Consider the following 18,803-nt stretch of genomic DNA (forward strand, 5'->3'; position numbering starts at 1 on the left):
CACCCGGACCGGCTCTCGGGCGGCCAGCAACAGCGCGCGGCCGTCGTACGAGCGCTGGCGACCGAGCCCTCGCTGGTGCTTCTCGACGAGGTGACCTCCGCGCTCGACCCGGAGCTGGTCGGCGAGGTCCTCGACATCATCCGGGACATGGCCGGCGCCGGGACCACGCTGATCCTGGCCACCCACGAGATGGCGTTCGCCCGGGACGTCGCCACCGCGGTCTGCTTCCTCGACGAGGGACGCATCCTCGAGCATGGTCCTCCCGCCGAGATCTTCAGCCAGCCACGCGAGGAGCGCACGAGGCGGTTCTTGACGCGGGTGCTGCCCCCGTCATGAGCCCGGCATGATCGAGGTCATGGAACTCGGCCAGGGGACAGGTCCGCTGCGAGGCGTCAAGGTCGTGGAGCTGGCAGGGATCGGGCCGGGACCGCACGCGTGCATGATCCTGGCCGACCTCGGCGCCGACGTGATCCGCATCGACCGTCCCGGCGGTCAGGCACTGACCGGCGGACCGCACGACCTGCTCAACCGCGGGCGCCCCAGCGTCGCGCTCGACCTCAAGCACCCCGACGGCGTCGCCACCGCGCTCGACCTCGTCGCGGGCGCCGACGTGCTCGTCGAGGGCCTGCGGCCCGGTACGACCGAGCGGCTCGGGCTCGGTCCCGACGAGTGCCTCGCCCGCAATCCGCGGCTGGTCTACGGCCGGATGACCGGCTGGGGCCAGACCGGCCCGCTGTCCCAAACCGCGGGCCACGACCTCGGGTACATCGCGATCGCCGGAGCGCTGTTCGGCCTCGGGCAGGACAAGAGCCGCCCGCACTTCCCGGCCAACCTGGTCGGAGACTTCGGCGGCGGCTCGACGTACCTCGTGATCGGGATCCTCGCCGCGCTGCTCGAGTCGCGCCTCTCCGGCGAGGGACAGGTGGTCGACGCCGCGATCGTCGACGGCACCGCGCACCTCAACGCGATGGCGACCGGCTTCCTGGCCGGTGGTGTCCTGCGCGAGGAGCGGGCCGCCAACCTGCTGGACGGCGGTGCGCCGTTCTACGACCTCTACGAGACGGCCGACGAACGACACCTGGCCATCGGGGCGCTCGAGCCGCAGTTCTACGACGAGCTGGTCGCCGGTCTCGGCATCGCGGACACGGCCCCCGGCCGGAACGACCCTGCGCACCACCCCGAGCTCCGCCGGCTCATCGCGGACGCCGTACGTGGGCGTTCGCAGGCCGAGTGGGTCGAGGTGTTCGACGGCACGGATGCCTGCGTCGCGCCGGTGCTGCCGATGACGGAGGCGTTCGGCCATCCGCACCTGGTGGCGCGCGGCACGTTCGTCGAGCGCGACGGAATGACCCAGCCGGCACCGGCCCCGCGCTTCTCACGGACGGCGCCGTCGTTGACGAGCCCGCCACCGGCCAAGGCCGGGCAGGACACCCGCGACGCCCTGCGCGCGTGGGGGATCGTCGACGTCGATGCCCTGCTCGAGTCCGGAGCGGCGGTGCAGGCCTGATGGGCGACCACGTCGACGTCCTGATCATCGGCGCCGGGCTGTCCGGCATCGGCGCCGCCGCGCACCTGACCCGTGCGCTGCCACGCACGTCGTACGTCGTGCTCGAGGCGCGCGAGGTGAGTGGCGGGACGTGGGACCTGTTCCGTTACCCGGGCGTCCGCTCGGACTCGGACATGTACACGATGGGCTACCGCTTCCGCCCGTGGCGGCACGAGGAGGCACTCGGCTCGGGCGAGCGGATCCTCGAGTACCTCCGCGAGACCGCCCGTGAGTACGACGTGGAGCGGCACGTCCGCTACTCCCACCGGGTCGTCCGGACGTCGTGGGACTCCGGCGAGGCCCGGTGGACCGTCGAGGCCGAGCACGGCGGCAGGACGGTGACCTTCACCGCCGGGCTGGTCTGGTCGTGCCGCGGCTACTACGACTACGAGCACGGACACCGGCCGGAGTTCGCCGGCGAAGGCGAGTTCACGGGGACGATCGTCCACCCGCAGCACTGGCCCGCCGAGCTCGACTGGGCGGGCAAGGAGGTCGTGGTCATCGGCAGCGGCGCGACAGCAGTGACTCTCGTCCCGGAGATGGCGCGGCGCGCGTCGCACGTGACGATGCTGCAGCGGTCACCGTCGTACGTGCTGAGCCTCCCGCAGCGCGACCCCTTCGCCGCGCGAGCCCGGCGGTGGCTCCCGGCCGGTCTGGCCCATCGCGCTGTGCGCTGGAAGAGCATCCTGGTCCAGACGGTCTTCTACCGGCTCTCGCGCCGCCGTCCGGAGACCGTGCGGCGGCTCGTGCGCAAGCAGAACGTGTCGCTGCTCCCCGAGGGGTACGACGTCGACACGCACTTCACACCGCGCTACGACCCGTGGGACCAGCGCATGTGCTTCGTGCCCGACGCGGACCTCTTCGACGCCGTACGTCGCGGCGACGCCGAGATCGTGACCTCGACGATCGAGCGCTTCGACTCCGACGGGATCGTGCTGGCCGACGGCCGGCACCTGCACGCCGACGTGGTCGTCACCGCGACCGGCCTGACGCTGTCGCCGTTCGGTGGCATCGAGCTGATCGTGGACGGCGAGAAGGTCGACCCGTCGACCGCGATGACCTATCGCGCGCTGATGCTCAGCGAGATCCCGAACTTCGTGTTCACGGTCGGCTACACCAACGCCTCGTGGACGCTGAAGGTCGACCTGGTCGCGGAGTTCACCTGCCGGCTGCTGACGTACCTGGCCGAGCACGGCTACCGCCGCGTCGTACCCCGGCGCGATCCGACGGTCGGCGAGGTGCCGCTGATGGACTTCACCTCGGGCTACGTGTTGCGTGCGCTGGACCAGCTCCCCCACCAGGGCGACCGCGAGCCGTGGCGGCTGCGGCAGAGCTATCTGCGCGACCGGCGCACGATCCGGCGCGCTCCGCTCGACGACGGCGTCCTCGACTTCTCCTAACCCTCCGGTGAGACAGGGCTCGCGCATGCCGGCGTGGTGCGCGGGTACGTGGTGCGCGAAGGACGACCTTCCAGAGACGAAGGAGCGCACGTGGGACTCGACGACAAGATCAAGAACGACGCCACCGAGGCCAAGGGCAAGGCCAAGGAGGCGGCCGGGTCTGCGACCGGGGACGAGAGCATGGAGTCCGAGGGCAAGGCCGACCAGGGCGAGGCCAAGGTCAAGGAGGCCGCGCGTCACACCAAGGAGGCCGCGAAGAACGTGAAGGACACCTTCAGCAGCTGAGCCGCACGCCGACGAGCGGGGCCTCCGGGGAGGAGACCCCGCCGTGCGTCTCAGGGACGGTCGGACCGGTCCCGGTCGCGCGCGTCGTCGACCAGCCGCCACAGCGACACCAGCCCGACGTACCCGCCGAACACCCCGAACAGCGGGAGGTGCTGGGTGAGTCCGAGGGCGACCATCGCCGCCCCGAGCAGCATCCCGAGCGGGGCGTTCCCGCCCAGCAACCTGACCATGTCCTACGTCCTCTCGAATCGGGCCGCGAGCTCCCTGAGGAGCGCGACGACGTGAGCGATCTCGTCGGCGTCCTCCAGGCCGAGGGCCGGCCCGAGCACGTCCTCGAGTGGCGTCGTCGCCACCCGTGCCGTCAGCGCGGGGATCCTGGCCGAGGGGCGCACCAGCGTGCGTCGCCGATCGGCCGGGTCGGTCTCGGTCAGCAGTGCGCCGCCGTCGCGAAGCCGCGCGACGGCGGCGGAGACCAGGCTCTGCGGCAGGCCCGTGCGCGCCACCACCTCGGAGACCGAGGTGCCGGGATGATCGCCGACGTCGACGAGCACCAGCTGCACGCTGCTCGGCAGCCGGTGGATGCCGGCGCTCGGCGTGGCCTCCTGCCCGAGCCGCATCAGCCGACGGCCCAGGATGTAGAGGTCGAACCCATTCACATCGGAAATGATGCATCGGTTCCGATGCAAAATCAATCCCCGGGTGGTGCGTAGGGTGACGAGCGTGCTGGACGGCGTACGGCGCGGGGTACGCCGCAGCCTGTGGGACCAGGTCCCGCGCGACCATCGCGAGTCCACGCGCGACCTGCGTCGGCGGCAGTGGGTGACGGGCGCGGTCCTCGTGGTCGGCGCTGTCGTGCTCGGGGTGTCGCTGCGCATCGAGCCGGGGAACGACTGGTTCTACCCCGCGACCTTCGGGCTGGCACTCGTCTGGGCCGTCGGCGCCTTCGCCTCCGGGCCGTTGCACCTCGGCCGGACGCTGCACGGGGAGGAGCCGGGGCCGCGTCCGGTCCTGGTCCCGCTGCTGTACGGCGCCCTGCTCGCCGCGTTCTTCGTCGCGGGGGCACTCGGCGTGCGCGAGATGCCGTGGCTCGATCACCAGGTCCAGCACGTGCTCGACCACGCCGACCAGGGCTCGGTGCCGCTGCTCGCGCTGGTGACCGCGGTGAACGGCGTGGCGGAGGAGCTGTTCTTCCGGGGCGCGCTGTACGCCGCGACGCCTCGCTACCCGGTGGCCGTGACCACCGCGGCGTACACCCTCGCGACGCTGGCCACGGGCAACGTGATGCTCGCCTTCGCCGCAGTGGTCCTAGGTGCCGTGCTCGGCCTCGAACGCCGCGCCACCGGCGGCATCCAGGCCCCGGTGATCACCCACGTCGTCTGGTCGCTCACCCTCCTCCTCGCCCTCCCGGCGGTCTTCGGCTGAGCCGAACAGTCCCGCCAGATCGGCTCCTCTGGCCCGACCTCAGCGGCGTTCCAAATGCTCCTCAACCCGAGTCCTCGGCGTCCTCGAGGGCACGCCGAACGGCCTCGGCGTACCGGATCGGGTCGCCGGGGACGATCTCCTCGATCGAGCGATCGGTGACGACGACCTCGGTGCCCATGGAGTCGATCAGGTTGCGGCCGGTGGTGACGTCGACGTCGGTCACGAGCGCGAGCCAGTACGACGAGAGCCGCGGCGTCAGCACCGGCACCTTGACGATCGGCACCGGGTGCCCGCCGGTGACTGCGGAGGCGATCTGGAGCATCTCGAGGTACGTCAGCTGCTCGGGACCGCCGATCTCGAACACGCGGCCCAGTGCCCGGGGCTCGTCGGCCACGCCGACCAGGTACCGGATCACGTCGTCGACGGCGATCGGCTGCGTCCGGGTCGCGACCCATCTCGGCACCACCATCGCCGGCAGGTTCTTGACCAGCTGCCTGGTCAGCTCCCAGGAGACTCCTCCGCGCCCCACGACGATCCCCGCCCGCAGCACCGTGACCGGAACGCCGGCCGCACCGAGCAGGCCCTCAACCTCCCGCCGCGAGCGCAGGTGAGCAGACAGCTCGGCGCTCTCGGCCCCCAACCCGCCGAGGTAGACGATCTGGTGCACACCGGCCGCAGCGGCCGCCTTCCCGAACGTCTCCGCTGCCCGTGCATCACGGTCCTCGAAGTCATCGGCATCGAGCGAGTGGACGAGGTAGTAGGCGACACGGACACCGCTCAGCGCCGCATCGAGCGTCGACTGGTCCTGCACGTCCCCGCCCACGGGGGTGCCGGGCCCGTCGTACTCCTCCGGCCGCCGCGTCATCGCGCGGAGGTCGTGCCCGGCGGCGATCAGGGCGGGCACCAGCCGGCCACCGACGAAGCCGGTGGCGCCGGTCACCAGGATGTCCGTCACGTCAGGCGCCGTACCCCGCACGTGGCGCCCGACACCCGCTCATCGCGCGCGCTTGGCGATGTTGGCGCGCCGGGTGTCGTCCATGCCGGCCTCGTAGGCCTGCACGAGCGAGGCGATCGACAGCGGCTTCAGCCGCTCGACGACCTCCTGGATCTTCTCCGGCGAGACGCCTTGCTCCTTGTAGACCGGCCAGACCCGTGTGCGGAACAGCTCGTACAGCTCCTCCGCGATCGCGCGCCCGTGCGTGGCGTAGACCTCGGCCGCCGCGCGCGCCGCCTCGATCGGGTAGCCGAGGTCGAGCAGGCCGAGCCCGACGCCGAGCTGTGAACGCGAGACCCGGAACCGACCGCGGCTACTCGTTCGCAGGACGCCCAGCGCCTCGAGGGTGTCCAGGTCGGCCGTCGTCAGGCGTCGTCCCGCCTGGCGCTCGAGCTCGGTCCGCGTGCACTCCTGCCAGGAGTCGGCCATCCAGGGCGCGAGCATCGCGCGGTGCAGGGCGATGTCCTCGGGAGAGGCGTTCTCGGGGATGCGCGCGACGTACCTCTCGATCGCCGACAGCGTGAAGCCGTGGCCCTGGAGCTCCTGCACGAGCTGCAGGCGTGCGACGTGGTCGGCGCTGTAGTAGCCGCTGCGACCGCGTCGGATCGGCGGAGGCACGAGCCCCTTGGTGGTGTAGAAGCGCACGTTCCGGACACTCATCCCGATCCGCTCGGTGAGCTCTTCGAGAGTCAACAGCGTGAGCGTCCCCACAGCAGCACCGTCTACCTTGACGACCATGACAGTAAGAGTGTCACAATCGGGAGTATGGCTCCATCCCCACAGCAGACACCCAGGGAAGCATTCGTCTACGACCACCTGCGTACGCCGCGCGGCAAGGGGAAGGCGGTCGGCTCCCTGCACGAGGTGAAGCCGGTCGATCTGATGGTCGGCCTGCTGGACGAGATCCAGACCCGCAACCCGTCGCTCGACACTGAGCGCGTCGACGACGTCGTGCTCGGCGTCGTCTCGCCGATCGGCGAGCAGGGCGGTGACATCGCCAAGACCGCGGCCCTCGCCGCCGGCTACCCCGAGACCGTTGCCGGTGTCCAGCTCAACCGCTTCTGTGCCTCCGGCCTCGAGGCCGTCAACCAGGCGGCCGCTCGCATCCGTAGCGGTTTCGAGGACCTGATCCTGGCCGGCGGCGTCGAGTCGATGAGCCGCGTGCCGATGGGCTCCGACGGCGGTGCCTGGGCGGCCGACCCGGCCACCGCCTTGACCACGGGCTTCGTCCCGCAGGGCATCGGTGCCGACCTGATCGCGACGCTCGAGGGGTGGAGCCGCTCCGACGTCGACGCGTACGCCGCGGAGTCCCATCACCGCGCGGCCAAGGCCTGGGCCAACGGCTACTTCGCCGACTCGATCGTCCCGGTGAAGGACGCGAACGGCGTGACCGTGCTCGACCACGACGAGCTCATCCGCCCCGACACCTCGGTCGAGGGCCTGGCCGGCCTCACACCGAGCTTCGCCTCGATCGGGAAGGATGCGGGCTTCGACGACGTGGCTCTGGAGAAGTACCACTGGGTGGAGCGCATCGACCACGTCCACCACGCCGGCAACTCGTCCGGGATCGTCGACGGAGCCGCCCTCGTGGCCATCGGCTCCGAGCAGACCGGCGCCGACCTCGGCCTCACCCCTCGCGCGCGGATCGTGATGACCGCGGTCTCCGGTGCCGACCCGACCATCATGCTGACCGGCCCGGCCCCGGCGGCTCGCAAGGCCCTGGCCAGGGCCGGCCTCGAGGTCGGCGACATCGACCTGTGGGAGATGAACGAGGCCTTCGCCGCCGTCGCCATGCGCTTCATGAAGGACATGGGCATCACCCACGAGATCACCAACGTCAACGGCGGTGCGATCGCGATGGGTCACCCGCTAGGCGCCACCGGCGCGATGCTGCTCGGCACGCTGATCGACGAGCTCCAGCGTCGCGACCTGCGCCGTGGCCTGGCCACGCTCTGCATCGGCGGTGGCATGGGCATCGCCACCATCGTCGAGCTGGTCTGACGACCATCTGTGACGCGTCGACCGACCATCTGTGACACCTCAACGGAAGAGACCATGACCCAGACCGCCTCTGAGACGACCGCCGTCCGCTACGAGAAGGATGCCGAGGGCATCGTCACGCTCACGCTCGACGACCCCACAGCGAGCGCGAACATGATGACCGAGCTCTACCGCGACTCGATGCATGCGGCGGTCGACCGGCTGTACGACGAGGTGGACGGACTCACCGGCGTCGTCGTCACCAGTGCCAAGAAGACCTTCTTCGCCGGCGCGAACCTGACCCTCATGATGCAGGCGACGCCGGCCGACGCGGCGTCGCTGTTCGCCGGTGTAGAGGCGATGAAGTCCGACCTGCGGCGTCTGGAGAAGCTGCCCCGCCCGGTCGTCGCCGCGATCAACGGGGCTGCCCTCGGCGGCGGCTACGAGATCGCGCTCGCGTGCAACCACCGGATCGTGGTCGACGACCCCTCCGCAGTGGTCGGCCTGCCCGAGGCCACCCTCGGCCTGCTGCCCGGCGGCGGGGGCGTGACCCGCGTGACCCGCATGTTCGGCATCCAGTCCGCGCTGATGGACGTCCTGCTCCAGGGCCCGCGGTTCAAGCCGAACGACGCCGAGGCCAAGGGCCTCGTCGACGCCGTCGTCGCCACTCGCGACGACCTCATCCCGGCCGCGAAAGCCTGGATCCTCGAGCACCGCGACGACGCGGACGCCGCCACCAACCCGTGGGACCGCGAGGGCTACCGCATGCCTGGTGGTACGCCGCGGTCGCCCAAGCTCGCCGCGTTCCTCCCGGCGTTCCCGGCGCTGCTCCGCCAGCAGAACAAGGGCGCGGTCTACCCCGCCCAGCGCGCGATCCTGTCCGCCGCGGTCGAGGGCGCGAGCGTCGACTTCGACACCGCGAGCCGGATCGAGAGCCGCTACCTGACCACCCTGCTCGTCGGACAGAACTTCAAGAACATGACGCAGGCGTTCTTCTTCGACCTGCAGGCCATCACCGCCGGCAAGCTGCGCCCCGAGGGCCACGACCAGTTCAAGGCGACCAAGGTCGGCGTCCTCGGCGCCGGCATGATGGGCGCCGGCATCGCCTACTCGTGTGCCCGCGCCGGGATGCAGGTCGTGCTCAAGGACGTCACCCTCGAGGCGGCCGAGCGCGGCAAGGGCTACAGCGAGAAGCTCAACGCCAAGGGCCTGGAGCGGGGCAAGCTCACCCAGGAGAAGAGCGACGAGATGCTCGGGCGCATCACGCCGACGAAGGACCCGGCCGACCTGGCCGGGTGCGACCTGGTGATCGAGGCGGTCTTCGAGGACCCGAGCCTCAAGCACCAGGTCTTCGCTGAGGTCGTCCCGCACGTCAACCCGGACGCCCTGCTCTGCTCCAACACCTCGACCCTGCCGATCACCGAGCTCGCCACCGGCGTCGAGCGACCCGAGGACTTCATCGGCCTGCACTTCTTCAGCCCGGTCGACAAGATGCCGCTGGTCGAGATCATCAAGGGAGAGCAGACCTCCGACGCCGCTCTGGCCAAGGCGTACGACGTCGTCCTGCAGATCCGCAAGACCCCGATCGTCGTCAACGACAGTCGCGGCTTCTACACCTCGCGGGTCATCGGCACGATGGTGAACGAGGGTCTGGCGATGCTCGCCGAGGGCGTCCCGCCGATGTCGCTGGAGCGAGCGGCCATGCAGGACGGGTACCCCGTCGGACCGCTGCAGCTCACCGACGAGCTGAACATGGAGCTGATCGCCAAGATCGCCCGGGCCACCAAGGACGCCGCTGAGCGCGACGGCACGCCGTACGACGAGCACCCGGGCACCGCCGTCGTCGCCAGGATGATCGAGCTCGGCCGGCCGTCGCGGGTCAAGGGGGCCGGCTTCTACGGCTACGAGGACGGTCGTCGCACGCATCTGTGGCCGGGCCTCGCCGAGGCATTCCCGGTGGCGGACGAGCAGATCCCGTTCGCCGACGTGAAGGACCGGATGATGTTCATCGAGGCGCTGGAGACGGCGAAGTGCTTCGAGGAGGGCGTCATCGAGTCCTCGGCCGCGGCCAACATCGGCTCGATCATGGGCATCGGCTTCCCGGCCAACTCCGGCGGCGCCGCGCAGTTCATGACCGGCTACCAGGCCGTCGACGGTCAGGGTGACGGAGTCGGCCCGATCGGTCTCGACGCGTTCCTGGCACGTGCCGACCAGCTGGCCGACCGGTACGGCGAGCGCTTCCGCCCCACGACGTACCTGCGCGACCTCGCCACGAAGGGCGCAGGGTTCCCCGCCTGAGTGGGGTCAGCGCTTTGGTACGACCATGGTCCGGCTCGCCGGGCCGAGGAAGCCGTTGTGCTCTCCCAGCACGCGGGGTCAGATGGCGACGTCGCGACGGTGGGTCGGACCGTGCTCGTCGCTCGGACCGGCCGGAGCGGGCGGCGCCGCCGTGTGGAGATCGGGCGCCGAGGAGCGGAACAGGTAGACGCCGCGGACTCCGTCACCGTCCGGCTCACGCCACCAGGCGACGTGCTCCAGCGTCCAGCCGAGCTCCTCGATCTGACCGAGCAGGTCGGTGGCTCCCCGGCGCCGTCGTCCCCGCCGCCCGGCCGCAGAGCCATCGGTGTACGACGCGACCGTGACGTGGTCGAGCTCCACCTGGAAGAAGCGGTCGCCCCTGAGCCTGGCCAGGGCAGCGAGCTCGACCGGTGAGGCCGCGCCGTCGGCGGCGTCCGCCATGGCGAGCGGAAGCTCGGTGGGCGCAGGCGTCGGCTGGCCGGTGGTCGGAGTCGCGACGGACCGGCGTTCTCGAGCTCGATGCCTTGCCATCAGGCAGCCTCCCCCGAAGCTTGTCAGGCGAGCACCAGCACGATACGAAACTCGGCCGAGGAAAGGGGGCGAACCGCCGAAGGCTTTACCTGCATCCTCCGGCGCGTCGGAGGCCGACCGCGCGCCGCGTGACGCCGTACCCTCGCTGCGTGGCTCAGTACGAGCAGGAGCTCGAGGGTGACGTGAACGGTCTCGTGGCTCACCTCGACCAGCAGATCCTTCGCGGCAGCGTCAGCGCGAACGTCGAAGACAGCTCCGACCACACGATCGGGGACGCCCGGATGGTCGTGCGTGTCTATGAGCGGTACAGCGCCTTCGGCGGCAACCGGGTGAGCCTGAACATCAGCATCCTCGCGGTCGGGGGCCGACTGGCGGTCAGCGCCATCACCGCCGGCGGCAGCCAGGCGGTGTTCTTCAAGATCAACACCGTCGGCGAGGAGAACTTCCTGAACAAGGCCGTCGACGCGCTCCGCAGCTACGCGGCCTGATCCCGGGGATGGCCCGGCCGGCCCGGGACGGCCTTTTTCCGGTTCGGGAGTCAGAACTCCGATCGGTTGAGAGGATTCTCGGCGTGACTCAACCCCCCGTCGTCGACGTGCGCAGCCTGCACGTGCGCTTCGGCGAGGTCGAGGCCGTTGCCGGCATCGACCTCGAGGCGTACCCCGGTCAGGCGACCGCGCTGCTCGGGCGCAACGGCGCCGGCAAGTCGACCACCATGCGTGTGCTGGCCGGCGTCGTGCCGCCGACCGCCGGCACCGTGTCCGTGGCCGGTCTCGACATCCGCAAGGACACCGTGGCCGTCAAGCAGCTCAGCGGCTACTGCCCCGACGTGGGTGGCCTCGTCCCGCGGGCGACCCCGTGGGAGCACCTCCAGCTCAGTGCGCGGCTCCGGCGCCTCAGCCGCTGGGAGGAGCGTGCGCGTGACCTGCTCGAGCGCTTCGAGCTCGGTGACGTGATGAACCGGGTGACCGGCGGGTTCTCCCACGGCATGGGTCGCCGGCTGTCCGTCGTACTGGCGGCGATGCACGAACCCCAGGTCCTGCTGCTCGACGAGCCGTTCGACGGCGTCGACCCGATCGGGGTCGAGGCGACGTTCGAGGTGATCGCGGACGCTCGCGCTCGCGGGGCGACGATCCTGCTCTCGACCCACCTGCGTGACCTCGCGGTCCAGGCGTGCGGCACGGCGCTGGTTCTCCGCGGTGGCTCGCGGGTCGCCGCGGTCGACGCCGACGAGATGGCCGGCGAGGAGGGGGCACGTGCCTACCGCGCTCTCCTCGACTGACGCGGACACGTCGTACGCCGCTCCCGGCCGGCTCGCCTCGGCCCGCCGCGCCGTCGTCGACGTCGCGATCCTCTTCGAGTTCCGCAGGCAGGCGGTACGTCGTCGCCACCTGTCGCGCGTGCTGTCCCTGGTGTTCGTGGCGATCACCCTGGGAGCGGCGGTCGTGCCCGCCTTCATGCCCGGTGCCCACGGGGCCGGCCGGGCGTTCGACATCCTGTTGCTGACTCCGACCCTCATGGCCGGCATCCTGATCCTGAACATGGGCTCGGCGATCGGCTCCGGAGGCGGACGCGAGCTGATCTCCCGTGACCAGGCCGGTCCACACCCGATCAGCCCGACCACCGACCACCTGGGCGCGCTGCTGCTCGCACCGCTCAACATCGCGTGGATGATCCAGGCCTGGGTGCTGCTCGGCGCGGTCTCCTACTCGGTGATCCCCGGCCGGTTGGTGCAGGCCGAGGTGACGATGGTCCTCTGGATCGTGATGGGGACGGCGCTCGGGCAGGTCATCGCCTGGACGGTGGAGGCCGTCCGCCGCGGACCCGGAGGCATCGCGGTCTCGCGCGGAACTCTGGTCGCGGTCGCATTGGGGGCAGGCGTGATCCAGCTCACCGGGCACACCACGCGCCTGCTGGACCGGTTGCCGACCGTGTGGTTCCTGGCCGGCGGGACGAGTTCCCCGCTCAGCTGGCGCCTGTGGGAGACCGTCCTGGTCCTGCTGACCGGCATCGTGGCCGCGCTGGTGGCGGGGGCGGTCCCTGCCCACGTCGCCGCCAGGCGGATGGCCCGTGACGAGGCGCGCATGGAGACCGACCAGCACGCGCCGCGGCCGATGCCGCGCAGTGTGTTGGGGATCCTGGTCCGCACGGACCGCGCGTCCGTGTGGCGCTCGGTGCCGATGCGCCGCGGCGTACTGGTGCTCGCCGTCGGCCCCGGCCTGGTGGCGTTGTTCGGCGACCTGAAGTGGGCGCAGATGACGATCCTTCCGGGGTTGGTCGCCTCCGGTGGGGCGCTGCTGTTCGGCGTCAACGCCTGGTGCCTCGACGGCCGCGGTGCGCTGTGGCGCGAGAACCTGCCGGCACCCGCGACCACCCTGTTCGACGCCCGCACGCTGGTCCTCGCCGAGTTCCTCGGCATCGCCGCCCTGATCACCATCCTGGTCGGCGCCCTGCGGGCCGGGGTGCCGAACCCCCAGGAGCTGGCCGCCCTCGTCGCCACGCTGGTCGTGGTGACCCTGCAGGTGGTCGGCGCCGCGCTGCGCTGGTCGCTCCTGCACCCCTATCCGGTCGACCTCCGCTCGGCGCGGGCGACGCCTGCGCCGCCGGCCGCGATGGTCGGCTACTCCGCGCGGCTGGCGACCTCGACGACGTTCACCGGACTGGTCTTCTCCGGCTGCGCGCACGTGCCCGACTGGCGGCTCTCGCTGATCGTCGCGATGCCCTGCCTGCTGTGGTCGGCGACCCGGCTGGTCCGCACCCGACACCGCTGGGAGGACCCGGTCACCCGCGCGCGGGTGGTCAGCACGGTCGCCGCCTGACGCCGAAGTGGGAGCTGTCCGCCATCGAAGGGCGAGTCCTCCGCGCCCCGGCGGGCGGAGAAGTCCCATCTGGGGCCTGGGAAAGGCCCACTTCGGTACCGGAGAAGGCCCACTTGGGCACCGGAGAAGTCCCACCTCGGATCGCTAGGGTCGGGCGTATGGACTTCGCCCCGTCCGCCCGAGCCGCCGACCTCACCGCTCGGGTGGCCGAGTTCATGGCCACGGAGGTCAGCCCGATCGAGCCGGCCTACCACCGCGACCTCGCCGAGGCACGCCGTACCGGCGATCCGTGGACACCGCTCCCCGTGCTCGGCGAGCTCAAGGCGAAGGCACGCGAGCGCGGGCTGTGGAACCTGTTCCTGCCGAAGGAGCACGCCGCTGAGTACGCCGCGCGCTTCGGCACCGACGGCGGCGAGGGACTGACCAACGTCGACTACGCGCCCCTGGCCGAGCAGATGGGGCGGTCGGCGATCGCCCCGTTGGTCCTCAACTGCAACGCACCGGACACCGGCAACATGGAGGTGCTGCTGAGGTACGGGTCCGAGGAGCAGCGCGCGCGGTGGCTGGAGCCGCTGCTGGACGGGCGGATCCGCTCTGCGTTCACGATGACCGAGCCCGACGTGGCGTCGTCCGACGCGACGAACATGGAAGCCACGTGCGTCGTCGACGGTGACGAGATGGTCGTCAACGGCCGCAAGTGGTGGTCGACCGGCGTCGGCAACACCGAGTGCAAGATCCTGGTCTTCATGGGCGTCACCGATGCGGACGCCGACCGCCACCACCGGCACTCGATGGTGCTGGTGCCGTTGGACACCCCCGGCGTCACGGTGGAGCGGCTGCTCAACACGATGGGCCTGTACGACGAGCCGCTCGGCCACGGCGAGGTGTCGTTCACCGACGTCCGGGTGCCGCTGTCGAACGTGATCTCGGGGCCGGGCCAGGGGTTCGCGATCGCCCAGGGACGGCTCGGTCCCGGCCGGATCCACCACTGCATGCGGCTGATCGGCCTGGCGGAGCTCGCCCTCGAGCTGGCGTGCCGCCGCGGCCTCGAGCGCACGGCGTTCGGGAAGCCGCTGGTGAACCTCGGCGGCAACCGCGAACGCATCGCCGACGCACGCATCGCCATCGACCAGGCCCGGCTGCTGGTCCTCGACGCCGCCTGGAAGCTCGACCGGGGCGGCCCGATGAACGCGCTCAGCGAGGTCTCTGCGATCAAGGTCGCCGTGCCGAACGTGGCGCAGCAGGTCATCGACATGGCGATCCAGCTCCACGGCGGTGGCGGGATGTCCGACGACTTCCCGCTGGCCGGGGCGTTCGTGAACGCCCGGGCTCTGCGGCTCGCCGACGGGCCGGACGAGGTGCACCGCGGGATGGTCGCGCGCCTCGAGCTCGGCAAGTACTCATGAGCCGGGTGCTGGTCACCGGGGCCGCGTCGGGTCTCGGAGAGGCGCTGACCCGAGCCTTCCGTCAGCGCGGGGACGAGGTGCTCGCGACGGATGTAGCGGGAACGGGTGGCGTCGAGACAGGCGCCAGGGCGTCCTCCTCAACCATCCGAAGGCTCGACATCACCTCCGACGACGACTGGGCCACGGCTCGGGAGTGGGTCGACGAGCACTGGGGCGGGCTCGACGTCCTGGTCAACAACGCCGGCGTCGCGGGTGGCGGCCGGATCGACGTCGCGGGCATCGACGAGTGGCAGTGGATCATCGACGTCAACCTGCTCGGCGCGGTGCGTGGGTGCCGGACGTTCACGCCGGTGTTCAAGCGACAGGAGTCGGGGACGATCGTCAACGTCGCCTCGCTCGCCGGGCTCGTGCACCCGGCCGGGATGGCGTCGTACAACGCGGTGAAGGCCGGGGTCGTCGCACTCACCGAGACCCTCGGCCACGAGCTCGCGGCGTACGGCGTGACCGCGCACGTGGTCTGCCCGTCGTACTTCCGCACCAACCTGCTCTCCTCGCTGCGCGGCGCCGACCTGGCGCTGGGAGCGGTGGTGACGCACCTGGTCGAGAGCTCGCCGTTCACCGCCGACCAGATCGCGACCGCGGTGCTCGCGGGGATCGACGCCGGCGACGAGGTGATCCTGCCTGACCCGATGGCGCGCGCGGCGTACGACCAGAAGCTCCGCGACCGGCCGGCGTACGACGCGCAGCTGCGGCGTCAGGCGGCCCGGCTCCGCGAGCTCGACGGTGCGCCGAGCGAGTAGGGATCTGGTGACACGCGCCCCAACCGGTCGAACCTGGGGCATCGTTGACCCATGACGGCCGGGTACGACGACTGGGCCGCGGCGCGCACGCCGCCGCTGCTCGCGTTCGCGGCTGCCTTGGTCGACGACGACGCCGTCGCCGAGGCGGCGGTCACCCGGGCCCTGGCCCGCACCCGCGTCAGGTGGCAGCGGGTCTCGCGCGACGATCCCGACCTGGAGGCCCGCCGGTTGGTCGTCCGGGCGTGTGCGAGCCCTCGCCGTGCCGCCGTGGTCCTGCGCGTGCTCGAGGAACGGTCGGACGGCGAGATCGCCGAGGTGCTGCACTGCTCCGAGTCGGCCGCCCGGCGCCACCTCCAGCGCGGCTTCGCCGACGTCCATCAGCAGGGCGTGCCGGCCGACCAGCGGGCGGGGATGCGTGAGGAGGTCGTCGCCCGGGCCGGATCCGCGCCGACACAGCTGCTGACCCGCCCCGTCACACCCGACACGACCGGCTCCCCGCCCCGACGCCGCCGCGGCCCCGGGCTCACCGCGCTCGCCGTCCTGGCTCTCGTCGGTGGTGTCGCCTTCATCGCCCACGAGTCGCGCACGCCGAGCGGCGTGATCCGCTATCCGAAGGTCGACGTCCCGCAGGCCTGGCGCTACGAGTCGTACGCCGGCGTCCAGCTCCGGGTGCCGGACACGTGGGGTTGGGGCAGCTCCCCGATCCGGTCGAGCTTCTTCCGCGGACCGCACCACCTCGGGTCGTGCGGCACCAACCAGGCGGCGGTGCTCTCGCCGGCCGACACCTCGTCGTACGTCTCGACGCTGACCGGGTTCGTCGGCCGGCCGGCCGTGACGAACCAGCGGTGCATGTCCTGGGGCTCGTCCGGGACGATGCCGTCGGCGGACGCCGTGTGGTTCGACTCGCCGTTCCGGGTCGGCGTGAGGTCGCTCGGCTCGACCATCGCCGAGACCCGCGCGGTCGGCGACCAGCGCATCACCGCGTTCTCCCCGGAGTCGTCGATGCGCCGGCAGATCCTGGGCACCGTGGAGCAGGTCGACGTCGACGGCAACGGCTGCCCGAGGCAGGCGGTCCTGCGCCCGACAGCGGGCCCGCGCGCGCTGAAGCCGGACTCGCTGTCGGTGTGCGTCTACTCCCAGGACACCGGCGTCTCCACCCTGATGTACTCCCAGCGCCTGCCCGGCGCGGCGGCGAAGGCATACGGCGCCCACCTCGCCGCGGCCCCGACCACGCCGGACTCCACGGCGAACTCCACGTGCGCGACGCCCAGCGGACGCTGGGTGGCGCTCGCGCTGACCGGTGACGCCGGCACCCGATGGGACGTCGCGAACCTGGGGTGCGCACGGATCGCGAGCGCCGACGCGGGCTCGGCGGCGCTGACTGTGGAGACCGTGCGCGACTGGGCCGTCGGCGGTGTGACGGCGTACCTGAGCGCGCCGCGGGGCGGGGACGACGTACTGCAGACGTACTTCCGGGCACCGGCGAGCTGACCGAACGGTCCCGACATACTGGGCCGGTGAGCACCGCCGACGAGTCGCGTCCGGTCCGCGAGGAGGACGCGGTCGACGTCGGGGCCGTGCTCCGCTGGCTCCGCACGCACACCGAGGCCGACGTGCCGGACGGCGTCCCGGAGGTGCGGCAGTTCCCAGGCGGTGCCTCCAACCTCACCTATCTGTTGCGGTGGTCCCGACCAGGCTCGACGTACGACGCGCACGAACTGATCCTCCGTCGGCCCCCGGTCGGCGCGAAGGCGCGCGGCGCGCACGACATGGGTCGCGAGTACCTCATCCAGCACGCGCTCGGGCCGGTCTACCCGTACGTCGCCGGCATGGTCGGCCTGTGCACGGACGAGTCCGTGCTGGGCTCCGACTTCTACGTCATGGAGCGGCTCGACGGCGTGATCCTGCGCAAGGACCCGACCTTCGAGCTGTCGCCGTCGGGTGCGTCGACCCTGTGCGAGCACGCGTGGAGGGCGCTGGTCCGGCTGCACGAGGTCCACGTCGGGCAGGTCCCGGCCCTGGCGTCGCTCGGCCGCGGCGAGGGGTACGTCGCGCGTCAGGTGTCCGGATGGACCGACCGCTTGCGCCGAGCCGCCACCGACGACCTCGGCGACTGGGGCGAGCTCACCGCGTGGCTCGACCGGCACCAGCCGGCCGACTCCGGCCAGTGCCTGATCCACAACGACTGGCGCTTCGACAACCTGGTGCTGGACCCCGACGACGACCTGCGGGTCACCGGCGTCCTCGACTGGGAGATGGCGACGGTCGGCGACCCGCTGATGGACCTCGGCGGCGCACTGGCCTACTGGATCCAGGAGGACGACGACCCGTTCTACCGCGAGTTCCGCAGGCAGCCGACCACGGTGCCGGGCATGTGGACGCGGCAGCAGGTCATCGACTGGTACTGCGCGCGTCGGGGCATCGAGATGACCCGGGAGCGGTGGCGGTTCTACGAGGCGTTCGGGCTCTTCCGGCTGGCGGTGATCATCCAGCAGATCTGGTACCGCTTCGTGCAGGGTCAGACGCACAACCCCGCGTTCGCCGGGTTCGGCGAGGCCGTGGGCTACCTCGAGCAGCGCACCCGGCGAGTGGTGAGCGCCTGATGGGGGTGGTGCTGCTCGTCCGACACGGCCAGGCGTCGTTCGGCGCCCACGACTACGACGTACTGAGCGAGACCGGGGTCGAGCAGAGCCGGGTGCTGGGCCGTGCCCTCGCCGGGCAGGGCGTCACGCCGTACGCCGTCGTGCACGGGGCGATGCGGCGACAACGCGACACCGCGACCGCGATGCTCGAGGGCGGTGGCTGGTCGGTCACGCCCGAGCTCGACGAGGGCTGGAACGAGTTCGACCACGTCGCCGTCGTCGCGCAGACTCTCGACGGACGGGAGGTCGGCACCGACCGGCGGGCCTTCCAGAGGGTCTTCGAGGAGGCCACGTCGCGGTGGTCCGGGGGCGAGCACGACGACGAGTACGCCGAGTCCTGGCCGGCGTTCTTCGCCAGGGCGAACGAGGCGCTCGATCGGGCCTTCGCGCGGGACGACGTGACCATCGTCGTCTCCTCGGGTGGCCCGATCGCTGCGGTCGCCGCAACCCTGATCGACCCAGTGGCGTCGCCCGACGCGGTGCCGCGGCTGTGGAACGCGTTCAACACCGTGCACGCGAACGCGTCGGTCACCCGGGTGCTCGAGGGCTCGACCGGTCGGCGGCTGCTGTCCTTCAACGAGCACTCGCACCTGTCACGGGCGCTGGTCACCTACCGCTAGCTCCGCCGGGTCGAGGGGGTGGGGGCGTGCTGCTGGTAGCAGATCCGCCGACCGCCGATC

General features: G+C 71.4%; 20 protein-coding genes. 15 read left to right on the top strand and 5 right to left on the bottom strand.

Annotated elements, in window-relative coordinates; all coding sequences use genetic code 11:
* From VGJ24_RS08485 to VGJ24_RS08500, 4 genes are all read left to right on the top strand, one after another.
* Positions 1-336, top strand: a 336-nt coding sequence (locus VGJ24_RS08485) for an AAA family ATPase (RefSeq protein WP_331500098.1), incomplete at its 5' end; no start/stop codon positions are given.
* 7 nt (positions 337-343) lie between these two features.
* Complete coding sequence (locus VGJ24_RS08490) at positions 344-1,507, top strand: CaiB/BaiF CoA-transferase family protein (RefSeq protein ID WP_331500099.1); 1,164 nt, start codon at positions 344-346, stop codon at positions 1,505-1,507.
* Positions 1,507-2,946: an NAD(P)/FAD-dependent oxidoreductase gene (locus VGJ24_RS08495; protein ID WP_331500100.1), complete on the top strand. Its 1,440-nt coding sequence runs from the start codon at positions 1,507-1,509 to the stop codon at positions 2,944-2,946. Before VGJ24_RS08490 ends, VGJ24_RS08495 begins: the two co-directional genes overlap by 1 nt.
* Before the next feature lie 90 nt (positions 2,947-3,036).
* Entirely contained in the window at positions 3,037-3,231 is a 195-nt protein-coding gene (locus VGJ24_RS08500; RefSeq protein ID WP_331500101.1) for a CsbD family protein, read from the top strand.
* A 50-nt stretch (positions 3,232-3,281) separates the two neighbouring features.
* Here the strand turns inward: VGJ24_RS08500 and VGJ24_RS08505 are convergent, their stop codons facing one another.
* Positions 3,282-3,461: a hypothetical protein gene (locus VGJ24_RS08505; protein ID WP_331500102.1), complete on the bottom strand. Its 180-nt coding sequence runs from the start codon at positions 3,459-3,461 to the stop codon at positions 3,282-3,284.
* Positions 3,462-3,464: 3 nt separating this feature from the next.
* The gene (locus VGJ24_RS08510) at positions 3,465-3,887 is read right to left on the bottom strand and encodes a helix-turn-helix domain-containing protein (protein WP_331500103.1); all 423 of its coding nucleotides are present in this window, start codon (positions 3,885-3,887) and stop codon (positions 3,465-3,467) included.
* Positions 3,888-3,942: 55 nt separating this feature from the next.
* Between VGJ24_RS08510 and VGJ24_RS08515 the strand changes: the two genes are divergently transcribed.
* Positions 3,943-4,653: a CPBP family intramembrane glutamic endopeptidase gene (locus tag VGJ24_RS08515; RefSeq protein WP_331500104.1), complete on the top strand. Its 711-nt coding sequence runs from the start codon at positions 3,943-3,945 to the stop codon at positions 4,651-4,653.
* Between the two features lie 61 nt (positions 4,654-4,714).
* Here the strand turns inward: VGJ24_RS08515 and VGJ24_RS08520 are convergent, their stop codons facing one another.
* The gene (locus tag VGJ24_RS08520; RefSeq protein WP_331500105.1) at positions 4,715-5,608 is read right to left on the bottom strand and encodes an NmrA family NAD(P)-binding protein; all 894 of its coding nucleotides are present in this window, start codon (positions 5,606-5,608) and stop codon (positions 4,715-4,717) included.
* A 39-nt stretch (positions 5,609-5,647) separates the two neighbouring features.
* Positions 5,648-6,385 carry a helix-turn-helix domain-containing protein gene (locus VGJ24_RS08525; protein WP_331500106.1) on the bottom strand — a complete coding sequence of 246 codons (738 nt, stop codon included), beginning with the start codon at positions 6,383-6,385 and terminating at the stop codon, positions 5,648-5,650.
* A 27-nt stretch (positions 6,386-6,412) separates the two neighbouring features.
* Here VGJ24_RS08525 and VGJ24_RS08530 point away from each other — a divergent pair, with 27 nt between their 5' ends.
* On the top strand, positions 6,413-7,648 hold the full coding sequence (locus VGJ24_RS08530) for an acetyl-CoA C-acetyltransferase (protein WP_331500107.1): 1,236 nt from the start codon (positions 6,413-6,415) through the stop codon (positions 7,646-7,648).
* Between the two features lie 54 nt (positions 7,649-7,702).
* Complete coding sequence (locus VGJ24_RS08535) at positions 7,703-9,925, top strand: 3-hydroxyacyl-CoA dehydrogenase NAD-binding domain-containing protein (protein ID WP_331500108.1); 2,223 nt, start codon at positions 7,703-7,705, stop codon at positions 9,923-9,925.
* Between the two features lie 78 nt (positions 9,926-10,003).
* Here VGJ24_RS08535 and VGJ24_RS08540 read toward each other — a convergent pair whose 3' ends face one another.
* Positions 10,004-10,456, bottom strand: a complete 453-nt coding sequence (locus VGJ24_RS08540) for a hypothetical protein (RefSeq protein ID WP_331500109.1) — start codon at positions 10,454-10,456, stop codon at positions 10,004-10,006.
* A 149-nt stretch (positions 10,457-10,605) separates the two neighbouring features.
* Here VGJ24_RS08540 and VGJ24_RS08545 point away from each other — a divergent pair, with 149 nt between their 5' ends.
* The 8 genes from VGJ24_RS08545 to VGJ24_RS08580 all read left to right on the top strand — a co-directional run bounded on the left by VGJ24_RS08545 (position 10,606) and on the right by VGJ24_RS08580 (position 18,743).
* Positions 10,606-10,944 carry a DUF6054 family protein gene (locus VGJ24_RS08545; protein WP_331500110.1) on the top strand — a complete coding sequence of 113 codons (339 nt, stop codon included), beginning with the start codon at positions 10,606-10,608 and terminating at the stop codon, positions 10,942-10,944.
* An 83-nt stretch (positions 10,945-11,027) separates the two neighbouring features.
* Positions 11,028-11,738 carry an ABC transporter ATP-binding protein gene (locus VGJ24_RS08550; RefSeq protein WP_331500112.1) on the top strand — a complete coding sequence of 237 codons (711 nt, stop codon included), beginning with the start codon at positions 11,028-11,030 and terminating at the stop codon, positions 11,736-11,738.
* Positions 11,713-13,275, top strand: coding sequence for a hypothetical protein (locus VGJ24_RS08555; RefSeq protein ID WP_331500113.1), 1,563 nt, complete (start codon positions 11,713-11,715; stop codon positions 13,273-13,275). Before VGJ24_RS08550 ends, VGJ24_RS08555 begins: the two co-directional genes overlap by 26 nt.
* Positions 13,276-13,433: 158 nt before the next feature.
* Positions 13,434-14,681 carry an acyl-CoA dehydrogenase family protein gene (locus VGJ24_RS08560; protein WP_331500114.1) on the top strand — a complete coding sequence of 416 codons (1,248 nt, stop codon included), beginning with the start codon at positions 13,434-13,436 and terminating at the stop codon, positions 14,679-14,681.
* The gene (locus tag VGJ24_RS08565) at positions 14,678-15,481 is read left to right on the top strand and encodes an SDR family NAD(P)-dependent oxidoreductase (RefSeq protein ID WP_331500115.1); all 804 of its coding nucleotides are present in this window, start codon (positions 14,678-14,680) and stop codon (positions 15,479-15,481) included. Before VGJ24_RS08560 ends, VGJ24_RS08565 begins: the two co-directional genes overlap by 4 nt.
* Positions 15,482-15,532: 51 nt before the next feature.
* Positions 15,533-16,972, top strand: a complete 1,440-nt coding sequence (locus VGJ24_RS08570) for a sigma-70 region 4 domain-containing protein (protein WP_331500116.1) — start codon at positions 15,533-15,535, stop codon at positions 16,970-16,972.
* 26 nt (positions 16,973-16,998) lie between these two features.
* On the top strand, positions 16,999-18,084 hold the full coding sequence (locus tag VGJ24_RS08575; RefSeq protein ID WP_331500117.1) for a phosphotransferase family protein: 1,086 nt from the start codon (positions 16,999-17,001) through the stop codon (positions 18,082-18,084).
* A complete protein-coding gene (locus VGJ24_RS08580; protein ID WP_331500118.1) occupies positions 18,084-18,743 on the top strand; it encodes a histidine phosphatase family protein in 660 nt (219 codons plus the stop codon). The genes VGJ24_RS08575 and VGJ24_RS08580 overlap by 1 nt, the downstream gene beginning before the upstream one ends.
* Positions 18,744-18,803 lie beyond the last annotated feature (60 nt).

The sequence above is a fragment of the Nocardioides sp. genome (genome assembly GCF_036493135.1).
Lineage (GTDB): Bacteria > Actinomycetota > Actinomycetes > Propionibacteriales > Nocardioidaceae > Nocardioides.